The organism is Streptomyces sp. NPDC002206, from assembly GCF_053593595.1.
Genome location: NZ_JBSFCW010000019.1, coordinates 1 through 23,789 on the forward strand (window position 1 = coordinate 1; position 23,789 = coordinate 23,789).

Sequence of the window (23,789 nt, forward strand, 5' to 3'; positions counted from 1 at the left end):
CAAGCAACGGGCCAGGCGCCACGACGTCGGCAAGACCATCAAACGCGCCGAATCGATCAAGGAACACCAAGCCCAGCGAGGTTAAACGCCAAGCTCAGAAGCCGTATCTCAACCGAACGTGATCGCTTGATTTCTGCTGGTCAGACATGGTCTAGCTCCGAATGACGGAAGCATCCAGCGTCTTGTTTCCGCTCCGTGAGCGAGGGGTGCGCGATGGCGTCGGTGCTGGGAATGCTGGAGGAGCGGGAGACAGCGGCCCGTGGGCGGGTGGAAGGGCTGCGGGAGGAAGTCGCTCGGTTGGCTGGGGTGTTGGAGGTTGCCGAGATCGAGCTGGACCGGCGGGTGATCGCGCGGGAAGAGCTGGTCGAGGCCTTGGCAGCCTCGGCTGCCGAGACCACCGCCCCGACCGAGGCCGAGGCGGAGCAAAAAGCCGTGCCCTCGCCCGCGCCGGTGCCGGGCTCGATCGTGCCACCTTGGCGCGAAGGATTGCCGGTGACGGTGCTGGCGCCGGACTACCAGCGGATCCTGGGCGTGCTCGACGAGCGGCAGTCGGCGGGCCAAGGACCGTTGAAGGCCAAGGAGATCACGGTGGACCTGGGCTTTCAGACGACGTCGGCGAAGGTCGAGGGGGTGCGCTCGAAGGCCAGGCGCCTGGCGGAGCGCGGGTGGCTCGTGCAGGAGACGTCGGGGATGTTCAGCGCTGGCCGGCGGCCCGTGGCCGTGCCAGACGCCGCCCCCGGTTCCAGCTGGCCTGAAGCGCCGCGCGATCAACGGTCACGGCTCCAGTTTCGCCGGTACTGGTCGCATGTTTGTACGTGCGGGCTCAGAGATGACTCCTCCGTGGGTCAGCGCTGCGGGGGGTGCGGCTGAGGAGGCGTGTCCGCTCCTCCGGCGAAGGGATTGCCGTGCCCAGGAAGCTGTCCGCCCGGCGGCAGGTACCGCAGCCGGCCCCTCTGGTCGGTCACCGGCGTGAACCCCGCGGCCGCCAGCCGGGCGGCGTACTTGGCTTTGTAGCGCCGGCCCGCGACGTTCAAGACGGGTATGAGGGACATCAGCACGACCCAGACGACGCCGGCGACGACGAACGAGGAGGTGTCCGCACCGAGCCAGGCGACGACACTCACGACCATCCCGGTGACGCCGAGACTCGCGATGATCAACCGCTGCTTGTCGGAGTACTCGGTGGTGAGGTCGAACGTGATGCGGGCCTTGAGGAGCTGGAACGCGTCGGGCACGAAGGGCGGCAACGCGCCCCCGTCAACGGCGTTAGGGTACTGCGCCCAGTTCTGCGCGGCCCGCGCGCGGGCCTGCGGGCCGAGGTCGACCACGAGGGACATCACGTACCCGTTGCCCCGCCGTACGTCGGCGTACTGGTACCCGAACTGCTCGGCGACAGCGCCGAGTTCGGCGATTTTGTCTATGGATGACATGCCGCTGGTGACCTGAACGGGCTCTCCGGTCGCCATCTCGCGCAGCATCTTGCGCACATCTTGTTTACTCACAGGCCCCCCCGGCACTGACAACGTTGGCACCTTTCCACACCAGCGCGTCCAACGGAGCACGGACGGCACCGGCTTGACGCGGTCTTGACAGTCGCCCGAGGTCCGGCCTCCCGCTCAGGCGACCCAGTGCGGACGCCGGTTGGTGGCCGTGAACGGGAGACGGTCGGCAAGAGTGGCGGCCAGTGGACGCGGCCCGCGGGGATCTGAGTACCGGCCTCTGGAATGCCCACGTGGTCGAACACGAGGAGCTCGGGAACGGTGGAATGCCGGATCACGTACGCAGCGCCACGGATTCTGGGAGTGGCCATCCCGACATTCCCTGCCACCCCCAACTCTTGGTGGTGGCCTGTGGGGTCGGTGTGGGGCGCCACATCCAGCGACTGAGGAAGTGCCTGGTCCGCGGGCATGCTGGGCGCGGACTGTAAATCTGCCGACGCGCCGCCTCCTGGCCGGGGAACGCTCCGCGGCCGGGAGAAATCTGGGAGAAGATCTTCTCCCAGTGACTCCAGAACCTACGGAGACCACGCCATACCAAGGGTCTGTCCTGCATAGATATCGGCGAGACCGGGTTCAGGCTCCACCCGGACCTTATTCGGGACGAAGAGGTCGTCAATAGGTGCGTTCGGTCAACCTGCGGCAAGAAAGCCAGCATTGAGGCCTGGCCCGGCTCCTAGGGCCAGGTCACAGGCTTGCAGGGACGCTTCACGGAACGGTCTTGAAATCCTTCACCGTGCGAGCGCGTAGAACTTTCTCTACCTCATCAAGGGCCCGCGCGCAGGCCGCGCGCTCCGCGCCGACGGCTCGCTCCCGCGCCACGCCTCCGGCGGTCGCGGGCGGCCGTCGGCGGTCACGCTTTTCCGACACCGAGGCAGCGGAATGAGCAGGGGCAACGCTGTCACCGTGGCGGTCGGTCGCGGATCTCTCGTGACTGAGGAAGTCGCGTCGTGCCGAGTGGGAGAGCGGTCGATTTCGCCGACCGCATGACTCACGCCGTGACGCCTCTCGAAGGCTTCACCGTTGCTGTACAACTATTCGTTCTGCTCGTTTGTCTGGTGATAGATCTGCTGGATTACCCACCGTTGAAGGGCTGTTATGCGTACACGTATGACCGCGGCTCTCGTGCCCGTCCTGATCGCCGGCCTCACTCCGCTGCTGGCCTCCCCGGCTGGTGCCGTCGGGGCGAGGTACGCCGACGACTTCAACGGCGACGGCTACCGCGACCTCGTGATAGGGACGCCGTACGGCTCGCCGAACGGCGTCGACCGGGCAGGTTTCGTCAGCGTGGTGTACGGCTCGGCGACGGGCCTCGGCCCTTCCGAGCCTGCTGTGATCAGCCAGAACAGCGCCAACATCCCAGGCGCCGCGGAAGCGGACGATAATTTCGGGAGCGCCTTCACCAGTGCCGACTTGGACGCAGACGGCTATGCCGACCTGGTGGTCGGCACCCCGTACGAGGACGTCGGGACCGTTCGGGACCAGGGTGCGACGACCATCCTGTGGGGCAGCCGAACAGGGCTGAGCGGTGGAGCCGGCGTGGCCAACCACGCCGCGGCCATCGACGGCTACTTCGGCGACGTACTGGCCGCGGGAGATTTCACGGGCGACGGCTATCCGGATCTCGCGGTGGTGCAGAGGGACTACACCCTGCGCCTCTACAGGGGGCCGTTCACCCGAACCGGCGCACCCAAGGCCATCATCACCAAGAAGCTCACCATCGGCGCGGAGAAGGCGATCGCAGGAAAGATCAACAAGACGGGGGGTGTCGATCTGGTGACGGTGAACTCCAACACCACGCAGGTTCTCCTCGGCACATCGACCGGTTTCAGCGCCACCAGCAAGACCATGACCGGCGGCGAATCGGCCACTGTCGGCGACTTCGACAAGGACGGCTACGGCGATGTCGCGGTGGGGAGAGGCTGGGCCGACGTGGGGGGCGTCACAGCGGCCGGCCGGGTCGGTGTCGCATACGGCTCCTCCTCGGGACTAAGCACTACGCGCAGTACCTGGAGTATCAGCCAGTCCTCGGCCGGAGTGCCCGGGACGCCAGAGCAGTACGACCACTTCGGCTCCGACGTCTCCGCCGGTGATGTCACGGGTGACGGATACGCCGATCTCCTGGTCGGCGTCAGTTCGGAGAACAACCGAGGCGGGGCGACCGTCCTCAAGGGATCGGCAACCGGATTGAGCGGCTCCGGCGCGTGGTGGATCTCGCCGGACGCCGCAGGCATGCCGCACGCCTACGGCACCGACTTCGGCAACAGCGTGCGCATCCGGGACACGAATGGAGATAGCAGGCCGGATACGGCGATCGGCGACTGCAGCGCCAACGGGTGGCGGGGCGCGGTGTGGTCGCTGCCCTCGAACGCCACCGGTCCTGTCACCACGGGCTCGAAGATCATTCATGCGCCCGGCACCTCTGCCGGATCCGACCTGTCGACGGAGTTCGGCATCCTGCTCGGCTGAGTCGGATCGTGGGGGTTGCGGCATTTCAGGCACCCGCTCGGGGGTGGAATCCGCGGGCAAGGCGGTCACCGGACGGATGCGGGTAACTGCAGTCTCATTCGCTGTCGTTCGCGGCCGTTCAACGCTGCTGCAGGCCGCCCATGGACCCGGCCCACGGACGGCCGTGAACCAGGACGAACAGATCCATGCAGAGTTGGAAAGCGTGTTGGGGGTGCCTAAGTACGACCCAATCCGCTTGACATGGCTAAACCGTCGTGAGGTGATCCACCCACGCTGATCCACTGGGGCGAGTTCTTGTGTCGTATGTAACCGTGACGCTTGCCGGCGCCGACTCACCGAGTGAGCATCTTCAACTCGCCGCCTTCACGGCGATGGCCGCGGTCGTCTTCATATGGTTGGGGCGGAGACAACGCCGCACCGGGCACAGCCTGCTCGCCCCGAACGAGACGGTGAGAGTGGGGAATCGGCTGATTCCACCGCCGCCGCCGAGCCGGGGCCGCCGCATCGCCGGGACTGGATGGATCGTGGTCGGGAGTATCTTCGTCCTGCCGGCGGTGTTCAACTTCGTGGCGGCGATCCACGCTCTTGTCGGCTAGGGCCGTGCCAGACCCGTGAGCGGGGCGTCTCGGTACGCGTCGCGGAAACCCGAGATGTCGTCGATGGTCATGCTGTCGGCGAGCTGCACGGCTTGCGAACGCTCGCGTCAATACCGCTCCGTGCACCGGGGGCGCCTCTCAACGCTGGCAGGCCTTCTGATCGTCCGATACGGGTCGGGGGAACGACCAGGTCGGCCGAAAATGAGATCAAGGCGGAAGTCCGCGGACTCCGGCCGATAGCGCTAATAGGGGCCACCGGAGATTCCGGTGGCCCCTATTGGATGCTCTGGATCAGCCGTCGGATGATTCCGGCGACGGGGGATGGGGATCCCAACCTGCCGCGAACGACCACTTGATGGTTGAAGGCACGGCGGTGAAGCGAACAAAGCTATTTGCGTGCGGGGTTTTGAACCCTATCTCGTTGAAAGTGGGGCTGACTTCCGTGGACGTGCAGTGCAGTGGGAATCCGATTCCGGCTGGTTCTACAACGACCGTCAGCGTCCCCTTCCCCTGACAGTTGACGGCGATGGCGAGGGTGTGGCCGGATTTGATTCCGCCGCGTAGAGGATATTCGGCATTGCCGATCACTGATGACGCGGTGGTCAGCGTTGGAATTTCATCCTCGGCCAGGTTGGGCGCGTGGGATGTGCTTGGCCCTGACGGGTGATGGGTGGGATTGGCCGATGCGCTTGCCTGGGAGGAAGGTTTGGCGCCGGGGGCACTTGCCGTTTGGTGAGTGGCGTGAGGAGCGTGGCCGTTGGTACACGCTGCCGCTGCGAGGATGGGCAGCAAAGCGAAGCCGGAGAGATTGCGCACCCGCTTGGGAACTTGCATCAGGCGCTAGTTTCCCACACATACCAGCCAATGTGGTGGGGGGTGTAGCTGGTAACTGTAGACCGCGTGCTGGTGGCGCAGCTGCTATAGATGTGATAGCTGGTGCCCTGGTTTCGCAGGCGGTAGACGCCAGCAGCGCCTTCCGGCCCCCGGGGCGCCACTTCGCCAGCGGGTGCTACGGAATCCGGGCCTGCATCCCCCTCGGACGGCCCTGCACCCACTCCACCGGCGGGCCGGGCCGTCTGTGGGTCGTCCGAGGGCGGTCAACGACGACAGACAACGACAGCTACCGACCACTCTCGCCCTGCTCAGCGACGGTCCGGTGGGTACCGCCGCAGGTGCCAATCCGCGAAGGTAAGTTGAGCAACTCCAGAGCTTCGGCACAGGATGGCGGTCATGACACAGGGACGACCGCTGCTCAACCGCCGCCTCACCGAATTCGGCACGACGATCTTCGCGGAGATGTCGGCGCTGGCCGTACGGACCGGCTCCATCAACCTCGGCCAGGGCTTCCCCGACACCGACGGCCCCGAAGAGATCCGGGAGGCCGCGGTCCGCGCGCTACGGGCCGGACACGGCAACCAGTACCCGCCGGGACCCGGGGTTCCCGAGCTGCGCACCGCAATCGCCGCCCATCAGCAGCGGCGGTACGCGCTCACGTACGACCCCGACTCCGAAGTTCTCGTCACGGCGGGCGCCACCGAGGCCATCGCCGCCACCCTGCTCGCCCTCGTGGAGCCCGGCGACGAGGTCATCGCCCTGGAGCCGTACTACGACTCGTACGCCGCCTGCATCGCCATGGCGGGCGGCGCCCGCGTCCCGGTCACCCTGCACCCGGACGGGGAGAGCGGTACGTACCGGCTCGACCTCGACGAGCTGAGCGCCGCCGTCACCCCCCGCACCCGGCTGATCCTCCTCAACACCCCGCACAACCCCACCGGCACCGTCCTGACCCGCGAGGAGCTGGCGGCGATCGCCGAACTCGCCTGCGAGCGGGACCTGCTCGTCGTCACCGACGAGGTGTACGAGCACCTGGTCTTCGAGGGTGAACACCTGCCGATCGCCGGATTCCCCGGAATGCGCGAGCGGACCGTGACCATCGGTTCGGCGGGCAAGACGTTCTCGTTCACCGGGTGGAAGGTGGGCTGGGTGACCGCGAGCCCCGGGCTGGTGACGGCGGTCCGCTCGGCCAAGCAGTTCCTGACGTACGTCTCCGCGGGCCCGTTCCAGTACGCCGTCGCCGAGGCACTGAACCTCCCCGACAGCTACTTCGAGGGGCTGCGCGCGGATCTGCGGGCCAAACGGGACCTGTTGAGCGGCGGGCTCGCCGAGGCCGGCTTCGAGGTGTTCCGGCCGGCCGGAACGTACTTCGTCACCACCGACATCCGCCCGCTCGGCGGCGGGACCGACGGCTTCGCCTTCTGCCGCGCGCTGCCCGAGCGCTGCGGGGTCGTCGCCATCCCCAATGCGGTGTTCTACGACGATCAGGAGGCCGGCCGCAGCAAGGTCCGATTCGCCTTCTGCAAGCGCGAGGACGTGCTGCGCGAGGCCGTTTCACGGCTCAAGGGCCTATGACGCCAGGAGAATCCACCAGGCCGGAGCTCGCCTTCGTCCGGCGTGCGGAGCGACAGAAGCCCGGCCGGAGGCGGCGGTCGTGGTGACCGTCGCCCCGGCCGGGCTGTCGTCGTTCGCAGGCGCTCCGGATCAGGCGCTGGGCGCCGCGTCGTCGCCGTCGGTCTTCTTCTCGGCCGGCTCCAGGCCCAGACGCTCCAGCAGCCACTTGTCGAACTCGATCGAGGCCCGCACCCAGCTGACCGTCGACGAGACGAAGTGCTCCAGGCTGACGCCCGTACCGATGAGCATCTGCGCCTCACCGATCAGACGGACCGAGGTCTCGGTGTCCTCGGCGCCCTCCTCGGCCTCGTGGACGTGCGTGTAGACCTTGGGCCACAGCGTGCGGCGGTTCCAGTCGTCGATCGCGTCGAGGAGGACCGGGCGCTGGTCCATGGCGTGGGGGCGGTCGTAGAACGTACGGACCGAGAAGACCTGCTGCTCGTCCTCGCCACGGAACATGAAGTACGTGCGGAACTCTTCCCACGGCGCCGCGAGGTCGCCCTCGTCGTCGACGACGTACTTCAGCTCCATCTGCTCGAGGAGCTGCTTGACGAGGTCCTGGTCAGGGACGACGGGGCCCTCCGGTCCTGCCGCCTGCGGTTCGGGCTGGCCCCCGAAATTCGGAATCGAGGACGGGTCGATGCTCACCGTGAATATCCCTTCGTACGGTTGCCGCCATCCTCTCCCATGGCAGGCGGGGGATGGCAACCCCCGGCTGGGCCGATCAGCTACAGGCTGACACGATCCGGCCCGCGCGATGCTCCGGACGAGCCGGTCCGGAGGGGGGAATGTCATGAAAGGAACACGCGGACGGACCCATGGGCCCCTGGACAGTCGTGTACGAGGACGGGGACACCGCCCTCGTACACCTCAGCCCGTCCGGCGTCCGACGCCCGCCGGGTCCGTCACCGCACGGCGCCCACGATCAGGCCGGCCTCCTCGCCCTCCCCGAACACGTCCACCCGTACGGTGTCCCCGTCCGTGACCTCGCCCGCGAGGATCTCCTTCGCGAGCCGGTCACCGATCGCGGTCTGGATGAGGCGACGCAGCGGCCGCGCCCCGTACGCCGGGTCGTTGCCCTCCTTCGCGAGCCAGGCCAGCGCGGCCGGGGTGACGTCGAGGGTGAGCCGCCGGTCGGCCAGACGCTTGGCGAGCCGGTCGATCTGGAGCGCGGCGATATGCGCGAGCTCGTCGCCGGAGAGGGCGGAGAAGACCACCAGGTCGTCGAGCCGGTTGAGGAACTCCGGCTTGAACGAGGCGCGCACGGCCTCCAGGACCCGCTCCTTCTTCTCCTCCGGCTTCATCAACGGATCGACCAGGAACTGGCTGCCCAGGTTCGACGTCAGGACCAGGATGGTGTTGCGGAAGTCCACCGTCCGGCCCTGGCCGTCGGTGAGCCGGCCGTCGTCGAGCACCTGGAGCAGGATGTCGAAGACCTCGGGGTGGGCCTTCTCCACCTCGTCCAGCAGGATGACGCTGTACGGACGGCGGCGGACCGCCTCCGTGAGCTGGCCGCCCTCCTCGTACCCCACATAACCGGGCGGGGCACCGACCAGCCGGGCGACGCTGTGCTTCTCGCCGTACTCGCTCATGTCGATGCGGACCATGGCCCGCTCGTCGTCGAACAGGAAGTCGGCGAGCGCCTTCGCCAGCTCGGTCTTGCCGACACCGGTCGGGCCGAGGAAGAGGAACGATCCGGTGGGCCGGTCCGGGTCGGCGATGCCGGCCCTGGTGCGACGTACCGCGTCCGACACCGCCTGCACGGCCTCGGTCTGGCCGATCAGCCGCCTGCCCAGCTCCTTCTCCATGCGCAGCAGCTTCTGCGTCTCGCCCTCCAGGAGCCGGCCGGCCGGGATGCCGGTCCAGGCGCCGACGACATCGGCGATGTCGTCCGGGCCGACCTCCTCCTTGACCATGGTGTCCTTGGCGGCCTCCTGCTCCGCCTCGTCGGCCTCCGCGAGCTCCCGCTCCAGGCCCGGGATCTCCCCGTACAGCAGCTTGGAGGCGGTGTCGAAGTCGCCGTCGCGCTGGGCACGCTCGGCCTGTCCGCGCAGGTCGTCGAGGCGCTCCTTCAGCTCACCGACGCGGTTGAGGCTCTGCTTCTCCTTCTCCCAGCGGGCGGTGAGGCCGCGCAGCTCCTCCTCCTTGTCGGCGAGGTCGCGGCGGAGCTTCTCCAGACGCTGGACGGAAGCGGCATCGGTCTCGTTCTTCAGCGCCAGCTCCTCCATCCGCAGGCGGTCCACGGCGCGCTGCAGTTCGTCGATCTCGACGGGCGAGGAGTCGATCTCCATGCGCAGCCGGGACGCCGCCTCGTCGACCAGGTCGATGGCCTTGTCGGGGAGGAAGCGGGAGGTGATGTAGCGGTCGGACAGGGTCGCGGCGGCGACCAGCGCGGAGTCCGCGATCTGCACCTTGTGGTGCGCCTCGTACCGCCCCTTGAGCCCGCGCAGGATCGCGATGGTGTCCTCGACGGACGGTTCGGCGACCAGGACCTGCTGGAAGCGGCGCTCCAGCGCGGCGTCCTTCTCGATGCGCTCGCGGTACTCGTCGAGCGTCGTCGCGCCGACCATCCGCAGCTCACCACGGGCCAGCATCGGCTTGAGCATGTTGCCGGCGTCCATGGCGGAGTCCCCGCCCGCCCCGGCGCCCACGACGGTGTGCAGCTCGTCGATGAACGTGATGATCTGCCCGTCGCTCTCCTTGATCTCGGAGAGGACGGACTTCAGCCGCTCCTCGAACTCGCCGCGGTACTTGGCTCCGGCGACCATGGCCCCGAGGTCCAGCGAGACGAGCCGCTTGTTCCTCAGGCTCTCGGGCACATCGCCCTTGACGATGCGCTGAGCGAGACCTTCGACGACGGCCGTCTTGCCGACGCCGGGCTCGCCGATGAGCACGGGGTTGTTCTTCGTACGCCGCGACAGGACCTGCACGACGCGCCGGATCTCGTGGTCACGCCCGATGACAGGGTCGAGCTTGCCCTCGCGCGCGGCCGCCGTGAAGTCGGTGCCGAACTTCTCCAGGGCCTTGTACTGGCCCTCCGGGTCGGGTGTGGTCACCCGGCGCCCTCCCCTGCTCTTCTCGAATGCGTCCAGCAGCTTCTTCGCACTGGCACCCTGCTGGGTGAGGATCTCACCGGCACGGCCGCCCTCGGCCGCGATACCGATCAGCAGATGCTCGGTGGAGAGGTAGTCGTCGCCGAGCTCCTTCGCTCGCTGCGCGGCGTCGGAGATGACGGCGAGCAGCTCACGGTTGGGCTGCGGCGGGGCGACGGTCGCCCCGGTGACGCTGGGCAGCGACGCGAGCAGCCGGTCCGTCTGGCTCCGTACGGCGACCTGGTCGGCGTCGACGGCGGCGAGCAGGTCGGTGATGTTCTCGTTGTCCTCGCCCTCCAGCAGAGCGAGCAGCAGATGCCCCGGGGTCAGATCGGCGTGCCCGTCCTTCACGGCCCTGCTGGTGGCCGCATTGATGGCGTCCCGGCTCTTGTTGGTCAGCTCGGCTTCCACGTGCGCTCTCTCCTCCTTGCGGTGGCTGGTCCGTCCACTTCTTTCGCAACAACTGACTCAGTCAACGTCCACAAAGTTGAGTCTATTCCACTCAAGGCGAGACGCTGACGAAAACCACCGGACTCCGGCAGAAACCACCGGCAGAAACCCCGCTCCTGTCCGAGTCAACCGGCCGGACAACCCCTGCGCCACCGCAGGACCGGGCGACGGCTGCCTACCCTTTGCTCATGGCCGTAGACGTACGCAACCCCAGCCCCGAGTACCTCGCCTTCTGGCGCGAGTACCACGTGTGCACCCTGACCACCCTCCGCCCCGATGGCACCCCTCACGTGGTGCCGGTCGGTGTGACGTACGACCCCGAGGCCGGGCTCGCGCGCATCATCACCAACAAGAGCAGCAGAAAGGTCGCCCACGTCCTGACCGCCGGCCCGGACGGGGCACGGGTGGCGGTCTGCCAGGTCGACCGGGGCCGCTGGGCGACCCTGGAGGGCCGCGCGACGATCCGCACGGAGCAGGACGTGGTCGACGACGCCGTACGCCGCTACGCGGAACGCTACGAGCGCACCCCGGCACCCAACCCGGACCGGGTCGTCATCGAGATCACCCTCGACCGGGCCCTCGGCAGGGGCGCACCGGTCCGCACGGCCTGACCCCCGACATCTCCCCGCCGCCCGTTCCCGGACAGCACAGCGGTTCCCGGACAGCACAGCGGCGCCACCGTGTTCAGGTCACGATGACGCCGCTGTGTGGGGGAAGTGTCTGAGCGACATGGAACGACGGGGGATCGCTCAGGCACTGCGGGGGGTGGCGGTGATGGTTTCGGGTTCGATCAGCTGGTGGTCACGCTGATCGAGGTTGACGAAGATCATTCCGTACCGGATGGCACAACGAACGGGCTGCGGTGCCCCGCGGGGGCGACGAAGGCATCGGTAGGCGCGCACCTCTTCGTCGTCCTCCAGGACAACGACGATCGGCTCCCCGAGCAGGGTGACCATCAACGAATCGCCATGGCGGGGGAGTGCCGTGAGCAGATCGATGAAGTGCCACCCTGAGCGGTAGGCAGAGGCCATCTCCCGCCGGAAAACCCGGTCGTCCGGCGGGATGGTCATGCGCCCGCCAGATTCACTGGAATGCTGTCCCAAGCCAGGTCGGGCGGCGCCACGGCTTGAACCTGCACGCCCGCCGCCTCACTGGGCGTACTGTCCCAAGCCAGGTCCATGGCGCTCAGCGCTCCGAACGTCAGCCCGGCGGAGAAGGCCGCAGCAAGCACCGAGCGAAGCATTTTCTTACCCATAGTCGGCTTCGTCCTCACTTCCAAGGTTTCCTCTCCCCCGCAGAACAAGACGATTGCTCATCCAGGCACGTCAATGCCACAGAAGCGATGCATCATGTTCCTGCTGATTCATGTTCCTGGGGGGTGGAGAATTGACCACAAAAAGCAAAAATGCGACACATCCCCACCCTGTCAGCGCTCTGTGTGACGAGGGGGCACGGCTTTACGCGAGCGCGCTGAGCGTGGGCAAGATAGCTCGTACCGAGGTGGGGTCCGCTCCTTGCCTCCTGGAATTCGCGCTGCTTCATCCTGATCCTGATGACGCCACCTGGCTCCGGCCGGTGCCGCCGGCCGCCGCACTGACACAGCGACTGCACCCGATAGAGCGGGAGATCCAAGACCGAAGACGGCTCTCGGTCGAGCTGACGGATGCTTTTGAACCGTTCATGGCTATCAGCGCCCAGACACCGCCGACAACGCATGCCATCACGGTGCTCGAAGGCATCGACCGCATCAATGCGTCCATCGAGCTCGCCATGGCCGAGTGCCGGTCGGAAGTACTCACCATCCAGCCGGGCGGTGGTCGCAGCGAAGGCGCCCTCAACATCGCGGTGGAGCGCGGGAACATGCTCACCCAGCGTGGCGTAGGCATGCGTTCCCTCTACCAGCACACCGTTCGGCACAGCCACGGAACCCTCAGCTACGCGGCGCGCATGGCCTCGGACAAGGTGGAGATCCGCACCCTCGAAGAGCTCATCGAACGGCTGATGATCTTCGACCACACGGTCGCATTCATCCCTGCCACGGACGACCGGCAAGTGGCGCTGGAGCTAAGGCACCCAGGCATGGTGGAGTACCTCGTCAAGGTCTTCGAGCAGTTCTGGCGACGCGCGGTCCCGCTGCAGGAGGAGGTCCCCTACGGACCCACCCCCGAAGGCATCTCCGGCGTACGTCATTCGATCGCGAAACTGCTGGTGGAGGGTCATGTCGACGAGGCCATCGCCCGCCGTCTCGGCATGAACGTACGCACCTGCCGCGCGCACATCGCCAAGCTCAGTTCCGCGCTCGGCAGCAACAGTCGTGCGCAACTCGGCTACCTCATAGCGCAATCCGGGATCCTTGAGCAGGATCACTGACCTGCCGCGTACATCGCCACTGCGCAACCGCTGTGTGTGTCGGTGTTCGACATGATGTCCGACCTGCTTCCTTCGTGAAGGCGAGCCGTGACCGCGCAACGGGGGGAGAACGCAGCCACGACCCCACGGCCCTTGTGCTCCCGAGGAGTTCATCACCCCCGACACGACAACCCTCCCCCAATGACTACGCTTCCACCACCGTCAGCTTGTTGCACTGTAAAAAGTGGGGGGCCCTCAGATGGCCGCAGACAGGGAAATTCCGGTCCATCCGCATGATGCGCGGGAGCTGTGCACCGCGGCACTCCTCCTCTACACCGAGGCGCTCCGCACGGGGCGGATCGCACGTGCCGACCTCGCACCCGCCCCATGCCTCACGGAGATGGCGCTGCTCCACCCCGACCCCCTGGACGACGCATGGCTGCGCCCCGTGTCCCCGTCCACCGCCCTCGCGCATCTGCTGCAGCCCCTCACCCGGGAAATCCACGAGCGCGTGAAACTGACTGCGGCTCTGACCGAATCGCTGGCCCCTCTGACCGCAGTCGCCAGCGAGGACCCCCACCACGCCATCACCGTTCTTGAGGGGAAGCCGCTGATCAATTCCGCTCTGCGCGACGCCGCCTGCGCCGCCGAGAAGGAAGTCCTGACAGCACAGCCGGGCGGGGTCCGACGGTTTCATCTGATGCAGACGGCACTGGCCAATGGCCAGTCGGCCGTCGAGCGAGGCGCCCGCCTGCGCCACATCTACCAGCACCCGGCTCGCTACAGCCCGTATCTCAGGGAATATCTGGACCGGTTTCCGCCCGGCCGTCTGCAGGTGCGGACCCTCGAGCAGCCCGTCGAACGGATCCTCATATTCGACCGCTCGGTGGCCTTCATCCCCGCCACGCCCGAGCGCGACGCAGCCTTGGAGATCCGGCATCCCGCCCTGATCCGTCATCTGGTCAAGATGTACGAGGTCCTGTGGGCGCAGTCCACCCCGTTCACGGAACCTTTGCAGACCGTCTCTCCCGGCACCCCCGTCACCGCCGTACAACGCAGCATCGCGCGCCTCCTGGTCGAAGGCCACGTCGACGACGCGGTGGCTCGCAAGCTGGGCATCAGTGTCCGCACCTGCCGGTCCCATATCTCCCGACTGATGCAAGCCCTCAACGCCTCCAGCCGGACCCACCTGGGCGCGCTCATCATCCAGTCGGGCATCGTCGAGCCGGACGGCGCCGCTGCCGGCACCGCCGACGCGGAAGGCCCGCCACCCGTTTCCGGGTGACGGGCCTCGGCCGTCGTACGTGCGCCGTAACCGCGCCTATTCCTTCGGCCTCTTCGGCCGCCAGACCACCAACGCACTGGTCTGCTGCACATCCTGATACGGCACCAGATCACGCCGGTACGACGCATGCACCTGCGCCTCGCGCTGCTGCATCGCCGCCGCCGCGCCGTCCACTGCCGCGGAGAGTTCGGCGACGCGCTGCTGGAGCGCGGCCACCTGGTTCTCCAGTTCGATGATGCGCTTGATGCCCGCCAGGTTGATGCCCTCGTCCTGCGACAGTTGCTGCACGGTGCGCAGCAGCTCGATGTCGCGGGCCGAGTAGCGCCGACCGCGGCCGGCCGTGCGGTCCGGGGAGACCAGACCGAGGCGGTCGTACTGGCGCAGTGTCTGCGGATGCAGGCCCGAGAGCTGGGCCGCGATCGAGATCACGTACACCGGTGAGTCATCGGTCAGTTGGTACGGATTACGTCGTCGGCCGTCCACATCATGCTCCCTTCGCGGCCTGGAACAGCTCCGCCCGCGGGTCCTCCCCCGCGGTCGCCTTCCGGTAGGCCTCCAGCGCGTCCTGCGCCTCGGGACCCAGTTCCTTCGGCACGGTCACCTCGACGGTGACCAGCAGGTCGCCCCGGGTGCCGTCCTTGCGCACCGCACCCTTGCCCCGGGCGCGCATCGTACGCCCGTTGGGGGTACCGGCCGGCAGTTTCAGGGTGACCGGGGGTCCGCCGAGCGTGGGGACCTTCACCTCGCCGCCGAGCGCCGCCTCCACGAAGGTGACGGGCACGGTGACCGTGAGGTTGTCGTCCCTGCGGCCGAAGACCGGGTGGGCGTCGACATGGACGACGACGTACAGATCGCCGGCCGGGCCGCCGCGCTCGCCCGGAGCGCCCTTGCCGCGCAGCCGGATCCGCTGGCCGTCGGAGACGCCCGCCGGGATCCTGACCTGCATGGTGCGCGACGAACGCGCTCGCCCGCTGCCCTTGCAGACATCGCACGGGTCCTGGGCGATGAGGCCCCGGCCCTTGCAGTCCACGCAGGGATCGGTGAGCGAGAATCCGCCGCCGCTGCCGCGCGACACCTGGCCGGTGCCGACACAGGTCGGGCAGACCCTCGGGGTGCCGTTCTTGTCGCCGGTGCCCGAACACGCCTTGCAGGGCGCCTGGCTGGACATCCGCAGCGGGACCGTGGCCCCGTCGACCGCCTCGGTGAAGCTGAGCGTCACCTCGGACTCGATGTCCTGGCCGCGGCGCGGCTGCACGCGTGTCCCCGCACCGCCGCCCCGGTTGAACAGGCCGCCGAAGACATCGCCGAGACCGCCGCCGCCGAAACCACCGGGGCCGCCGGCTCCGCCGCCCTGGGTGCCTCCGAAGAGGTCGCCCAGGTCGAAGTTGAAGTTGCCTCCGGCACCACCGGGACCGGCCCGGAATCCGCCGTTGCCGAAGAGGGCGCGCGCCTCGTCGTACTCCTTGCGCTTCTTGGAGTCGCCGAGGATGTCATTGGCCTCGGAGATCTCCTTGAAGCGCTCCTCCGCCTTGTCGTCGCCCTTGTTGGCGTCCGGGTGGAACTCGCGGGCGAGCTTGCGGTACGCCTTCTTGATCTCGGCGTCGGTGGCGTCCTTGGGGACGCCGAGGACCTTGTAGTAGTCCTTCTCGACGAAGTCCTTCGTGCTCATCGACGTCCCTCCTTCCGGACGATCGGCCGGGCGACCGGCCCGAGGGCCGGTCGCCGGGGCAGACGGTGGGCCCCGCGGTGGTCGGACGAAATGTCAGACCTCCTCGGTGCCACCGCTCTCCTCGTCGTCTGTCTTCTCTTCCTTCGCCGCCGCAGGGGCCGCCCCCGGCTGGGGTTCGGCCACGGCCACCCGCGCGGGACGGATGGTGCGCTCGCCGATGCGATACCCCGGCTGGAGGATCGCCACGCAGGTCGTCTCGGTGACATCCGGCGCGTACGAGTGCATCAGCGCCTCGTGGATCGTCGGGTCGAAGGGCTCGCCCTCCTTGCCGAACTGCTGCAGGCCCAGCTTGGCGACGACCGTCTCGAGCGATTCGGCCACCGACTTGAACCCGCCCACGAGCTCGCCGTGTTCCCTGGCGCGACCGACGTCGTCGAGCACGGGCAGGAGCTCGGACAGGAGACCCGCGACAGCGATCTCCTTGACCGTGACCCGGTCCCGCTCGACGCGGCGGCGGTAGTTCTGGTACTCGGCCTGGAGCCGCTGGAGGTCGCCCGTGCGCTCTGCGAGCGCGGTGCGGACCTGGTCCAGCTGGGCGGTGAGGCCGACTGTCTGTACTGCGTCCCCGGCCGGGGACGCCCCCTCCTCCGAAGAGGGGGTGGCGTCCTTCGGCTCAGCTCCGTCAGGGGTGGCGCCGGAGGGGACGTCAGGCTTCTCCTCGAAGCCCGGAGTCTCCTCGGTCACACCGCACCGCCCTTGGCGTCCCGCTCGTCGTCCACGATCTCGGCGTCGACGACGTCGTCCGCGCCGTCGGCGTGCGCCTGGCCGGCCTGCGGGTCACCCTGCGGGCCACCCTCGGCCTGTGCGTTGGCGTACATCGCCTGGCCCAGCTTCTGCGAGACGGCCGCGACCTTCTCGGTGGCGGTACGGATCTCGGCGGTGTCCTCGCCCTTGAGCTTCTCCTTCAGCTCGGTGAGCGCGGCCTCCACCTCCGTCTTCACGTCACCGGGGACCTTGTCCTCGTTGTCCTTGAGGAACTTCTCCGTCTGGTAGACGAGCTGCTCGCCCTGGTTGCGGGACTCGGCGGCCTCGCGACGGCGGTGGTCCTCCTCCGCGTACTGCTCGGCCTCCTCACGCATCCGGTTGACCTCGTCCTTCGGCAGCGAGGAGCCACCGGTGACGGTCATCTTCTGCTCCTTGCCGGTGCCGAGGTCCTTGGCAGCGACGTGCATGATGCCGTTGGCGTCGATGTCGAACGCGACCTCGATCTGCGGGACACCACGCGGGGCCGGCGGCAGACCGGTCAGCTCGAACATGCCGAGCTTCTTGTTGTACGCCGCGATCTCGCGCTCGCCCTGGTAGACCTGGATCTGCACCGACGGCTGGTTGTCCTCGGCCGTCGTGAAGATCTCGGACCGCTTGGTCGGGATCGTGGTGTTGCGCTCGATGAGCTTCGTCATGATGCCGCCCTTGGTCTCGATACCGAGGGACAGCGGCGTGACGTCGAGGAGCAGAACGTCCTTGACCTCACCCTTGAGGACACCGGCCTGGAGCGAGGCACCGATGGCGACGACCTCGTCGGGGTTCACACCCTTGTTGGCCTCCTGGCCACCGGTCAGCTCCTTGACGAGCTCGGCGACGGCCGGCATACGGGTCGAGCCACCGACGAGAACGACGTGGTCGATCTCGGAGAGCTGGATGCCCGCGTCCTTGATGACGTTGTGGAACGGGTTCTTGCAGCGGTCCAGGAGGTCCGCGGTGAGCTGCTGGAACTGGGCGCGCGTGAGCTTCTCGTCCAGGTGCAGCGGACCCTCGGCGGACGCCGTGATGTAGGGCAGGTTGATCGTGGTCTCCGTCGAGGAGGACAGCTCGATCTTCGCCTTCTCCGCGGCCTCGCGGAGACGCTGGAGAGCCATCTTGTCCTTGGACAGGTCCACACCGTGACCGTTGGCGAACTGCTTCACCAGGTAGTCGACGACGCGCTGGTCCCAGTCGTCACCACCGAGGTGGTTGTCACCGTTGGTGGCCTTCACCTCGACGACACCGTCGCCGATCTCCAGAAGCGACACGTCGAAGGTGCCGCCACCGAGGTCGAAGACGAGGATCGTCTGGTCGTCCTTGTCGAGCCCGTACGCCAGCGCGGCGGCGGTCGGCTCGTTGACGATACGCAGGACGTTCAGGCCCGCGATCTCGCCGGCCTCCTTCGTCGCCTGACGCTCGGAGTCGTTGAAGTACGCCGGGACGGTGATCACCGCGTCGGTGACCTTCTCGCCCAGGTACGCCTCCGCGTCGCGCTTCAGCTTCTGCAGGATGAAGGCGCTCATCTGCTGCGGGTTGAAGCTCTTACCGTCGAGGTCGATCTTCCAGTCGGTGCCCATGTGGCGCTTGACCGACCGGATGGTCCTGTCGACGTTGGTCACCGCCTGACGCTTGGCGACCTCGCCGACCAGCACCTCGCCGTTCTTCGCGAAGGCGACGACGGACGGCGTGGTCCTGGCGCCTTCGGCGTTGGTGATGACGGTGGGCTCGCCGCCTTCGAGAACGCTGACGACGGAGTTAGTCGTGCCCAGGTCGATGCCGACCGCACGTGCCATTTCAATTCCTCCAACTGACTACTTGAGTGGATCTGACTCAAGGATGCATGACACCCGCCCCAGAGTCAACAGACCTGAGTCGAGTCGACTCAACTATCGTGCACACACCACGCGCCACCTGCGATTTCTCCGAGATCCGAGGGGTGCATATCCGGGCACATGTCCGGCGACCACTACCGGCGATCGAGGGTGACACCTGCCGACCCGACGGCCCACACGCCCCGCTCCATCATCGCGCATGGGATCGTTCTGTCACAAAATGCCGCGAGATGCACAAAACCGGCATCCGACCCGTCCAACCCGACAGGTGTGCACGATGCAGACGCAGATGACGGCGAAGCGCGCGCTGGATCTGGCCCTCGGCTCGGTCCTGCTCGTCCTGGCCGCCCCCCTGCTCGCCGCAGGAGCCGTCGCGCTCGCCGCACGGCGGCCCCCCGGCGGCGTACTGACCCGCTCCGTGCGGATCGGCCTGGCCGGCCGGCCCTTCGTACTGCGCACCCTGCGCACCCGCCGACTGCGCCTCGACCTGCTCTCCCGGCTGCCCCATGTCGTACGGGGAGAGCTCTCCCTCGTCGGACCGGAACCGCTCACCCCGGACGACGAGCGGACCGGGACCGCCGACGGAGCGACCGGCGGCACTGGGGACGGGGCCGGCGCGCGACACTGGCGACAGGAGCTGAGACCCGGCCTGACCGGCCTGGCCCAGGTCCGCTCCCGCTCCGGAATGCCGTGGGACGAACCGGCCCTGCTCGACCAGCACTACGCCGAGCACCACTGGCTGGGACTCGATCTGGCGATCCTGGCGGCGGCGGTACACATTCCGCTGCGCGCCGCGGTCCGCGGGCTCACCCACTGCGGCAAGGCACGCCTGAGCGACACAGATCACCGACTGCGCGGCTACAGCGCGGCGGAATAAGTGGATAGTGTCAGCACAGACTGATTAAGTTACTGCTTAGTAATCGCTTGTACTCCGACACGTCCCACGAGTGCCGGATCCCACCCTCGCAGGCCCGAGGAGCCCCCAAATGCAACTCGCCGCGATCATCGTGTCGCTGGTGCTGACTGTGGTCGGCGTTGCGCTCATCGCCCGAGCCGTCGCGCAGATCTACCGGTTCGTCAAACTCGGACAGCCGGTCCCGGCAGGCAGCCGCACCGACAACCCGAAGCAGCGCACGATCACCCTGGTCAAGGAGTTCCTCGGCCATACCCGGATGAACCGGTGGGGGATCGTCGGCTTCGCGCACTGGTTCGTCGCCATCGGCTTCCTGACGCTGCCGCCGACGCTGCTCCAGGCGTACGGACAGCTCTTCAAGGCCGACTGGGTGCTGCCGATCATCGGTGAATGGCTGCCGTTCGAGCTCTACATCGAGTTCATCGGCCTGATGACGACGGTCGGCATCCTGGTGCTGATCGCCATCCGGCTGCTGAACCTGCCCTCCCGGGCCGGCCGCAAGTCCCGGTTCGCGGGCTCCAAGGCCTGGCAGGCGTACTTCGTCGAGTACGTCATCCTCGTCATCGGTCTGGCGATCCTGACCCTGCGCGGTCTCGAGGGCGCGATCCACCACGTGGGGGGCTACGAAGCCGCGTACTTCGTCTCGTACCCCCTGGTCCTCGCCTTCAAGGGACTCGGCCTCGGCGCGCTCCAGAACCTCATCTACTTCACCGCGATGATCAAGATCGGCACCTCGCTGATCTGGATGATCACGGTCTCGCTCAACACCAACATGGGTGTCGCCTGGCACCGCTTCCTGGCCTTCCCGAACATCTGGTTCAAGCGGAACGCGGACGGCGCGGTCGCACTCGGCGCGCTGCAGCCGATGACCTCCGGCGGCAAGGAGATCGACTTCGAGGACCCGGGCGAGGACGACGTCTTCGGTGTCTCCCAGGTCGAGCAGTTCTCCTGGAAGGGCATTCTCGACTTCTCCACGTGCACGGAGTGCGGTCGCTGCCAGTCGCAGTGCCCCGCCTGGAACACCGGCAAGCCGCTCTCCCCGAAGCTCCTGATCATGTCGCTGCGCGACCACGCGCACGCCAAGGCCCCGTACCTGCTCGCCGGCGGCGGCAAGGACATGGAGGGCAACGAGAAGGCGTCCGAGGAACAGCTGAAGGACGTCCCCGCCGCGGCTCTGGCGGAGGCCGAACGCCCCCTCATCGGCACGGTCGAGGAGAACGGCGTCATCGACCCGGACGTGCTCTGGTCCTGCACCACCTGCGGTGCGTGCGTGGAGCAGTGCCCGGTCGACATCGAGCACATCGACCACATCGTCGACATGCGCCGCTACCAGGTGATGATCGAGTCCGCGTTCCCGTCCGAGGCGGGCACGATGCTCAAGAACCTGGAGAAGAAGGGCAACCCCTGGGGGCTCGCCAAGAAGCAGCGCGTCGAGTGGACCAAGGAGGTCGACTTCGAGGTCCCGATCGTCGGCAAGGACGTCGAGGACCTGTCGGAGATCGACTACCTCTACTGGGTCGGCTGCGCGGGCGCCCTGGAGGACCGGGCCAAGAAGACCACCAAGGCCTTCGCCGAGCTGCTGCACATCGCGGGCGTGAAGTTCGCGATCATGGGTGGCGACGAGAAGTGCACAGGTGACTCGGCCCGCCGCCTGGGCAATGAGCCGCTGTTCCAGCAGCTCGGCCAGGAGAACGTCGCGATGCTGAACATGGCGTTCGGCGAGGACGACGAGGACGAGACGACGAAGAAGCCCAAGTCGTCCAAGAAGATCGTCGCGACCTGCCCGCACTGCTTCAACACCATCGCGAACGAGTACCCGCAGCTCGGCGGCGAGTACGAGGTCATCCACCACACGCAGCTGCTCCAGCACCTGGTGGACGAGGGCAAGCTGATCCCGGTGACCCCGGTCGAGGGCCTGATCACGTACCACGACCCGTGCTACCTGGGCCGGCACAACAAGATCTACACGCCGCCGCGCGAGATCATCGCGAAGGTGCCGGGTCTGCGGAACGAGGAGATGCACCGCCACAAGGAGCGCGGCTTCTGCTGCGGCGCCGGTGGTGCCCGGATGTGGATGGAGGAGCGGATCGGCAAGCGCATCAACAACGAGCGCGTCGACGAAGCCCTCTCCCTCAACCCGGACATCGTCTCCACCGCCTGCCCGTTCTGCCTGGTCATGCTGACCGACTCGGTCAACGGCAAGAAGAACGACGGCAAGGCGAAGGAGTCGATCCAGGTGGTCGACGTCTCGCAGCTGCTGCTCGACTCGGTGAAGACCCCGGCGGACCCGGCGGGCGAGCCGGAGTCCGAGAGTGCGCCGGAGCCGGAGCCGGTGAAGTAGCTTTCGGCCGCAGGAGGGGCTGATGGGGAACTCCCCATCAGCCCCTCCTGCCATTTCCGGCCCCTCCGCCCCCACCGCTGCCCCTCCTCCACCCCACCGGCATCATGGGCGAGTTGCAGTCGAGGCACGGGCGGGATCACAGCCGATGGTGCACAGGGCGGTGCACCCGGGCGCCGACGGTGGTGGCTTCGTCGCCAAGAAGCCTCACGTCACCTTCTCCCCGAAGGAGTTCACCGCCTGATGCGTCCGTTCCGCCGGCTGTCCGCGTCCTTCCGCCCGCGTACGTTCCCGGCGGCGGCCGCCGCCCTGTGCGGCGCCGCCCTCCTCGCCGGCTGCACCGCCGACCCGCACCCGCTGACCTGGTCGAAACCCGACGCCGGGAAGCGCTCCGCGCACCCGGACTCCGGGGACTTCAACGGCGACGGGTACGACGACTACACGACCGTCGTGAACTCGGCCTCCCAGGACAAGAAGCGCTTCACATCGACCCTGGTCGTGGTCTACGGGTCCCGGGACGGCCTGCGCACCGACTGGTCGGACCGCTTCCCGGCCGGCCGCAAGGACTGGCACCACGAGGGCCCGCTCCTGCGCGCCGACCTGAACGGCGACGGCTTCACCGACCTGGCCGGCACCCGGGCCATGGCGGAGCAGCGCCACGGCTTCGTGATGTACGGCGGCGCGCGCGGCCTCGAACCGCCACGACGGGTCGGCGGGCCCGACCTGTTCCACCCCCTCGCCGCCGCAGATTTCGACGGGGACGGCCACACCGATCTGCTCGACGGCGGCTACGGCGGCAGAGGCGACCCGAACTACGGGAAGCCGGGTGGCAGCGGACGCATCCTGTACGGCCCGTTCGACCACGACGGCGGCCACCGGCGCTCGGTGCGGGTGGACCTCTCCCAGGAGGGCTACGCGACGCCGTACTCGGCGACGACGGGCGACTTCGACGCGGACGGCCGCGCGGAAGCGGTGCTCACGTACCGGTTCGACTCCGAGGAGGACGAGACCGCGCCCGACGGCCTCACCTCGGTGGCGTACTACGAAGGCGGCGCGGAGAAGGACGGACCGCAGGGCGCCTTCGTACGCAACCGCGGGCCCGAGGCCGCGCTCGGCCGGGCCGTCTCCACCTTCGACGGCCCCGCCGCCCCGGGCACCGGGGATGCCGACGGGGACGGCATTCCCGACCTGCTCCTGCCGACACCCGGCGCCCGGGGCGGCGTCATCGTCCGCTACGGCGCCGCATCCGGGCTGGGGACGGGACGATCGGACACGGCGCTCGGCACCGGGCGGCGCGAGGACTTCGGCGGCGGGCCCGTCGTCGGCGAGGTGAACGGGGACGGCAAACCCGATGTCCTTGTCGACACCCCCGGCTTCCGCCGCCACGACGGAAAGATCACGCTGCTGCCGGGCGGCGCTTCCGGTGTGCCGTCCACCGACGGCGAGCAGTCGGTCGACGCGGAGAGCGACGGGCTGCCCGGCAGCCCGAACCCGCACTACTGGAACTACTTCGTCCACTCGGGCCCACTGCTCGACGTCAACGGCGACGGACACGATGACGCGATCGTGTTCGGGGAGCTCTACAACAAGCGCAAGGGCCAGTACATCGTGCTGCGCGGCACGGCCGACGGCCTCGATCCGCACCGGGCGCAAGGGTTCACACCGCACGACATCGGCATACAACTCCGGATCGAATAGCCGCGCCCGGCCCGACGCTACGCGGACGTGGCGGCGGGAGCACCCGGCGCGAACGCGAGGTCGGACGGGATCCGGCATCGCGAGGCGGACGAGGAGCCGCCGTGCCCGGGTGCGGTCCCGGTGAAGCCGGGAAGGGGCCTTGGGGCGGTTTCGTACAGGCTGTGCTCGGCCGGCAGCGGGAGTCTCAGGGGAGACCCCGCGCCTCCACCCTCCCGACTCCGCCTCCCGCCCCAGAAATAGTTGCGCACCCCATACAACCCTCCGGCCCCACCGCGAGTCTCCTGTTCGCCAACCGCACGGTTACGCCTGGGACAACTCCCGGCAAACGCCCGCGGAACGCACCCCATTGACTG

19 protein-coding genes are annotated in these 23,789 nt (G+C 68.0%); 9 read left to right on the top strand and 10 right to left on the bottom strand.

All coding sequences use genetic code 11. The annotated features are described in order from the left end of the window. Positions 1-213: 213 nt before the first annotated feature. Positions 214-870 (top strand): hypothetical protein, encoded by a 657-nt coding sequence (locus ACWCP8_RS27700; RefSeq protein ID WP_451118798.1) that lies wholly within the window; start codon positions 214-216, stop codon positions 868-870. Here ACWCP8_RS27700 and ACWCP8_RS27705 read toward each other — a convergent pair. Next, entirely contained in the window at positions 846-1,502 is a 657-nt protein-coding gene (locus ACWCP8_RS27705; protein ID WP_352266740.1) for a hypothetical protein, read from the bottom strand. The two genes, ACWCP8_RS27700 and ACWCP8_RS27705, sit on opposite strands and share 25 nt — an antisense overlap. A gap of 1,104 nt (positions 1,503-2,606) precedes the next feature. On the opposite strand from ACWCP8_RS27705, the gene ACWCP8_RS27710 reads away from it, so the two are divergent. Then, a complete protein-coding gene (locus ACWCP8_RS27710; protein WP_451118800.1) occupies positions 2,607-3,965 on the top strand; it encodes an FG-GAP repeat protein in 1,359 nt (452 codons plus the stop codon). Between the two features lie 887 nt (positions 3,966-4,852). Here ACWCP8_RS27710 and ACWCP8_RS27715 read toward each other — a convergent pair. Beyond that, positions 4,853-5,395 carry a hypothetical protein gene (locus ACWCP8_RS27715; RefSeq protein ID WP_451118802.1) on the bottom strand — a complete coding sequence of 181 codons (543 nt, stop codon included), beginning with the start codon at positions 5,393-5,395 and terminating at the stop codon, positions 4,853-4,855. A 396-nt stretch (positions 5,396-5,791) separates the two neighbouring features. Here ACWCP8_RS27715 and ACWCP8_RS27720 point away from each other — a divergent pair, with 396 nt between their 5' ends. Continuing rightward, positions 5,792-6,970 (top strand): pyridoxal phosphate-dependent aminotransferase, encoded by a 1,179-nt coding sequence (locus ACWCP8_RS27720; RefSeq protein ID WP_352266736.1) that lies wholly within the window; start codon positions 5,792-5,794, stop codon positions 6,968-6,970. 129 nt (positions 6,971-7,099) lie between these two features. On the opposite strand, the gene ACWCP8_RS27725 is transcribed toward ACWCP8_RS27720, so the two are convergent. After that, the gene (locus tag ACWCP8_RS27725) at positions 7,100-7,657 is read right to left on the bottom strand and encodes a type III secretion system chaperone family protein (protein ID WP_030929311.1); all 558 of its coding nucleotides are present in this window, start codon (positions 7,655-7,657) and stop codon (positions 7,100-7,102) included. 257 nt (positions 7,658-7,914) lie between these two features. Next, entirely contained in the window at positions 7,915-10,512 is a 2,598-nt protein-coding gene (clpB, locus tag ACWCP8_RS27730; RefSeq protein ID WP_451118805.1) for an ATP-dependent chaperone ClpB, read from the bottom strand. A gap of 227 nt (positions 10,513-10,739) precedes the next feature. Between clpB and ACWCP8_RS27735 the strand changes: the two genes are divergently transcribed. Further along, positions 10,740-11,162, top strand: a complete 423-nt coding sequence (locus tag ACWCP8_RS27735; RefSeq protein WP_352266734.1) for a pyridoxamine 5'-phosphate oxidase family protein — start codon at positions 10,740-10,742, stop codon at positions 11,160-11,162. A gap of 138 nt (positions 11,163-11,300) precedes the next feature. Here ACWCP8_RS27735 and ACWCP8_RS27740 read toward each other — a convergent pair whose 3' ends face one another. Further along, complete coding sequence (locus ACWCP8_RS27740) at positions 11,301-11,621, bottom strand: Rieske (2Fe-2S) protein (protein WP_030929305.1); 321 nt, start codon at positions 11,619-11,621, stop codon at positions 11,301-11,303. Then, entirely contained in the window at positions 11,618-11,806 is a 189-nt protein-coding gene (locus ACWCP8_RS27745) for a hypothetical protein (protein WP_352266733.1), read from the bottom strand. Before ACWCP8_RS27745 ends, ACWCP8_RS27740 begins: the two co-directional genes overlap by 4 nt. A 110-nt stretch (positions 11,807-11,916) precedes the next feature. Here ACWCP8_RS27745 and ACWCP8_RS27750 point away from each other — a divergent pair, with 110 nt between their 5' ends. Then, positions 11,917-12,921 (top strand): helix-turn-helix transcriptional regulator, encoded by a 1,005-nt coding sequence (locus ACWCP8_RS27750; RefSeq protein WP_352266732.1) that lies wholly within the window; start codon positions 11,917-11,919, stop codon positions 12,919-12,921. 238 nt (positions 12,922-13,159) lie between these two features. Further along, positions 13,160-14,185 carry a LuxR C-terminal-related transcriptional regulator gene (locus tag ACWCP8_RS27755; RefSeq protein ID WP_451118808.1) on the top strand — a complete coding sequence of 342 codons (1,026 nt, stop codon included), beginning with the start codon at positions 13,160-13,162 and terminating at the stop codon, positions 14,183-14,185. 36 nt (positions 14,186-14,221) lie between these two features. Here ACWCP8_RS27755 and ACWCP8_RS27760 read toward each other — a convergent pair whose 3' ends face one another. The 4 genes from ACWCP8_RS27760 to dnaK form a co-directional block, all read right to left on the bottom strand. Beyond that, positions 14,222-14,668: a heat shock protein transcriptional repressor HspR gene (locus tag ACWCP8_RS27760; protein WP_030929299.1), complete on the bottom strand. Its 447-nt coding sequence runs from the start codon at positions 14,666-14,668 to the stop codon at positions 14,222-14,224. A gap of 1 nt (position 14,669) precedes the next feature. Then, positions 14,670-15,854: a molecular chaperone DnaJ gene (dnaJ, locus tag ACWCP8_RS27765; RefSeq protein ID WP_352266730.1), complete on the bottom strand. Its 1,185-nt coding sequence runs from the start codon at positions 15,852-15,854 to the stop codon at positions 14,670-14,672. 93 nt (positions 15,855-15,947) lie between these two features. Continuing rightward, complete coding sequence (gene grpE, locus ACWCP8_RS27770; protein WP_451118811.1) at positions 15,948-16,598, bottom strand: nucleotide exchange factor GrpE; 651 nt, start codon at positions 16,596-16,598, stop codon at positions 15,948-15,950. Next, positions 16,595-18,448 carry a molecular chaperone DnaK gene (gene dnaK / locus ACWCP8_RS27775; RefSeq protein WP_451118813.1) on the bottom strand — a complete coding sequence of 618 codons (1,854 nt, stop codon included), beginning with the start codon at positions 18,446-18,448 and terminating at the stop codon, positions 16,595-16,597. The genes grpE and dnaK overlap by 4 nt, the downstream gene beginning before the upstream one ends. Positions 18,449-18,764: 316 nt before the next feature. On the opposite strand from dnaK, the gene ACWCP8_RS27780 reads away from it, so the two are divergent. The 3 genes from ACWCP8_RS27780 to ACWCP8_RS27790 all read left to right on the top strand — a co-directional run bounded on the left by ACWCP8_RS27780 (position 18,765) and on the right by ACWCP8_RS27790 (position 23,436). Then, on the top strand, positions 18,765-19,364 hold the full coding sequence (locus ACWCP8_RS27780) for a sugar transferase (protein ID WP_451118815.1): 600 nt from the start codon (positions 18,765-18,767) through the stop codon (positions 19,362-19,364). A 109-nt stretch (positions 19,365-19,473) separates the two neighbouring features. Next, positions 19,474-21,741: a (Fe-S)-binding protein gene (locus ACWCP8_RS27785; protein ID WP_352266726.1), complete on the top strand. Its 2,268-nt coding sequence runs from the start codon at positions 19,474-19,476 to the stop codon at positions 21,739-21,741. A 240-nt stretch (positions 21,742-21,981) separates the two neighbouring features. After that, complete coding sequence (locus tag ACWCP8_RS27790) at positions 21,982-23,436, top strand: FG-GAP repeat domain-containing protein (protein WP_352266725.1); 1,455 nt, start codon at positions 21,982-21,984, stop codon at positions 23,434-23,436. Positions 23,437-23,789: the final 353 nt, after the last annotated feature.

Coding starts and splice junctions, on each gene's coding strand:
- ACWCP8_RS27700 (WP_451118798.1), top strand. CDS start 214: ATGGCGTCGGTGCTGGGAATGCTGGAGGAGCGGGAGACAGCGGCCCGT.
- ACWCP8_RS27710 (WP_451118800.1), top strand. CDS start 2,607: ATGACCGCGGCTCTCGTGCCCGTCCTGATCGCCGGCCTCACTCCGCTG.
- ACWCP8_RS27715 (WP_451118802.1), bottom strand. CDS start 5,395: ATGCAAGTTCCCAAGCGGGTGCGCAATCTCTCCGGCTTCGCTTTGCTG.
- ACWCP8_RS27720 (WP_352266736.1), top strand. CDS start 5,792: ATGACACAGGGACGACCGCTGCTCAACCGCCGCCTCACCGAATTCGGC.
- ACWCP8_RS27735 (WP_352266734.1), top strand. CDS start 10,740: ATGGCCGTAGACGTACGCAACCCCAGCCCCGAGTACCTCGCCTTCTGG.
- ACWCP8_RS27740 (WP_030929305.1), bottom strand. CDS start 11,621: ATGACCATCCCGCCGGACGACCGGGTTTTCCGGCGGGAGATGGCCTCT.
- ACWCP8_RS27745 (WP_352266733.1), bottom strand. CDS start 11,806: ATGGGTAAGAAAATGCTTCGCTCGGTGCTTGCTGCGGCCTTCTCCGCC.
- ACWCP8_RS27750 (WP_352266732.1), top strand. CDS start 11,917: ATGTTCCTGGGGGGTGGAGAATTGACCACAAAAAGCAAAAATGCGACA.
- ACWCP8_RS27755 (WP_451118808.1), top strand. CDS start 13,160: ATGGCCGCAGACAGGGAAATTCCGGTCCATCCGCATGATGCGCGGGAG.
- dnaJ (WP_352266730.1), bottom strand. CDS start 15,854: ATGAGCACGAAGGACTTCGTCGAGAAGGACTACTACAAGGTCCTCGGC.
- dnaK (WP_451118813.1), bottom strand. CDS start 18,448: ATGGCACGTGCGGTCGGCATCGACCTGGGCACGACTAACTCCGTCGTC.
- ACWCP8_RS27780 (WP_451118815.1), top strand. CDS start 18,765: ATGCAGACGCAGATGACGGCGAAGCGCGCGCTGGATCTGGCCCTCGGC.
- ACWCP8_RS27785 (WP_352266726.1), top strand. CDS start 19,474: ATGCAACTCGCCGCGATCATCGTGTCGCTGGTGCTGACTGTGGTCGGC.
- ACWCP8_RS27790 (WP_352266725.1), top strand. CDS start 21,982: ATGCGTCCGTTCCGCCGGCTGTCCGCGTCCTTCCGCCCGCGTACGTTC.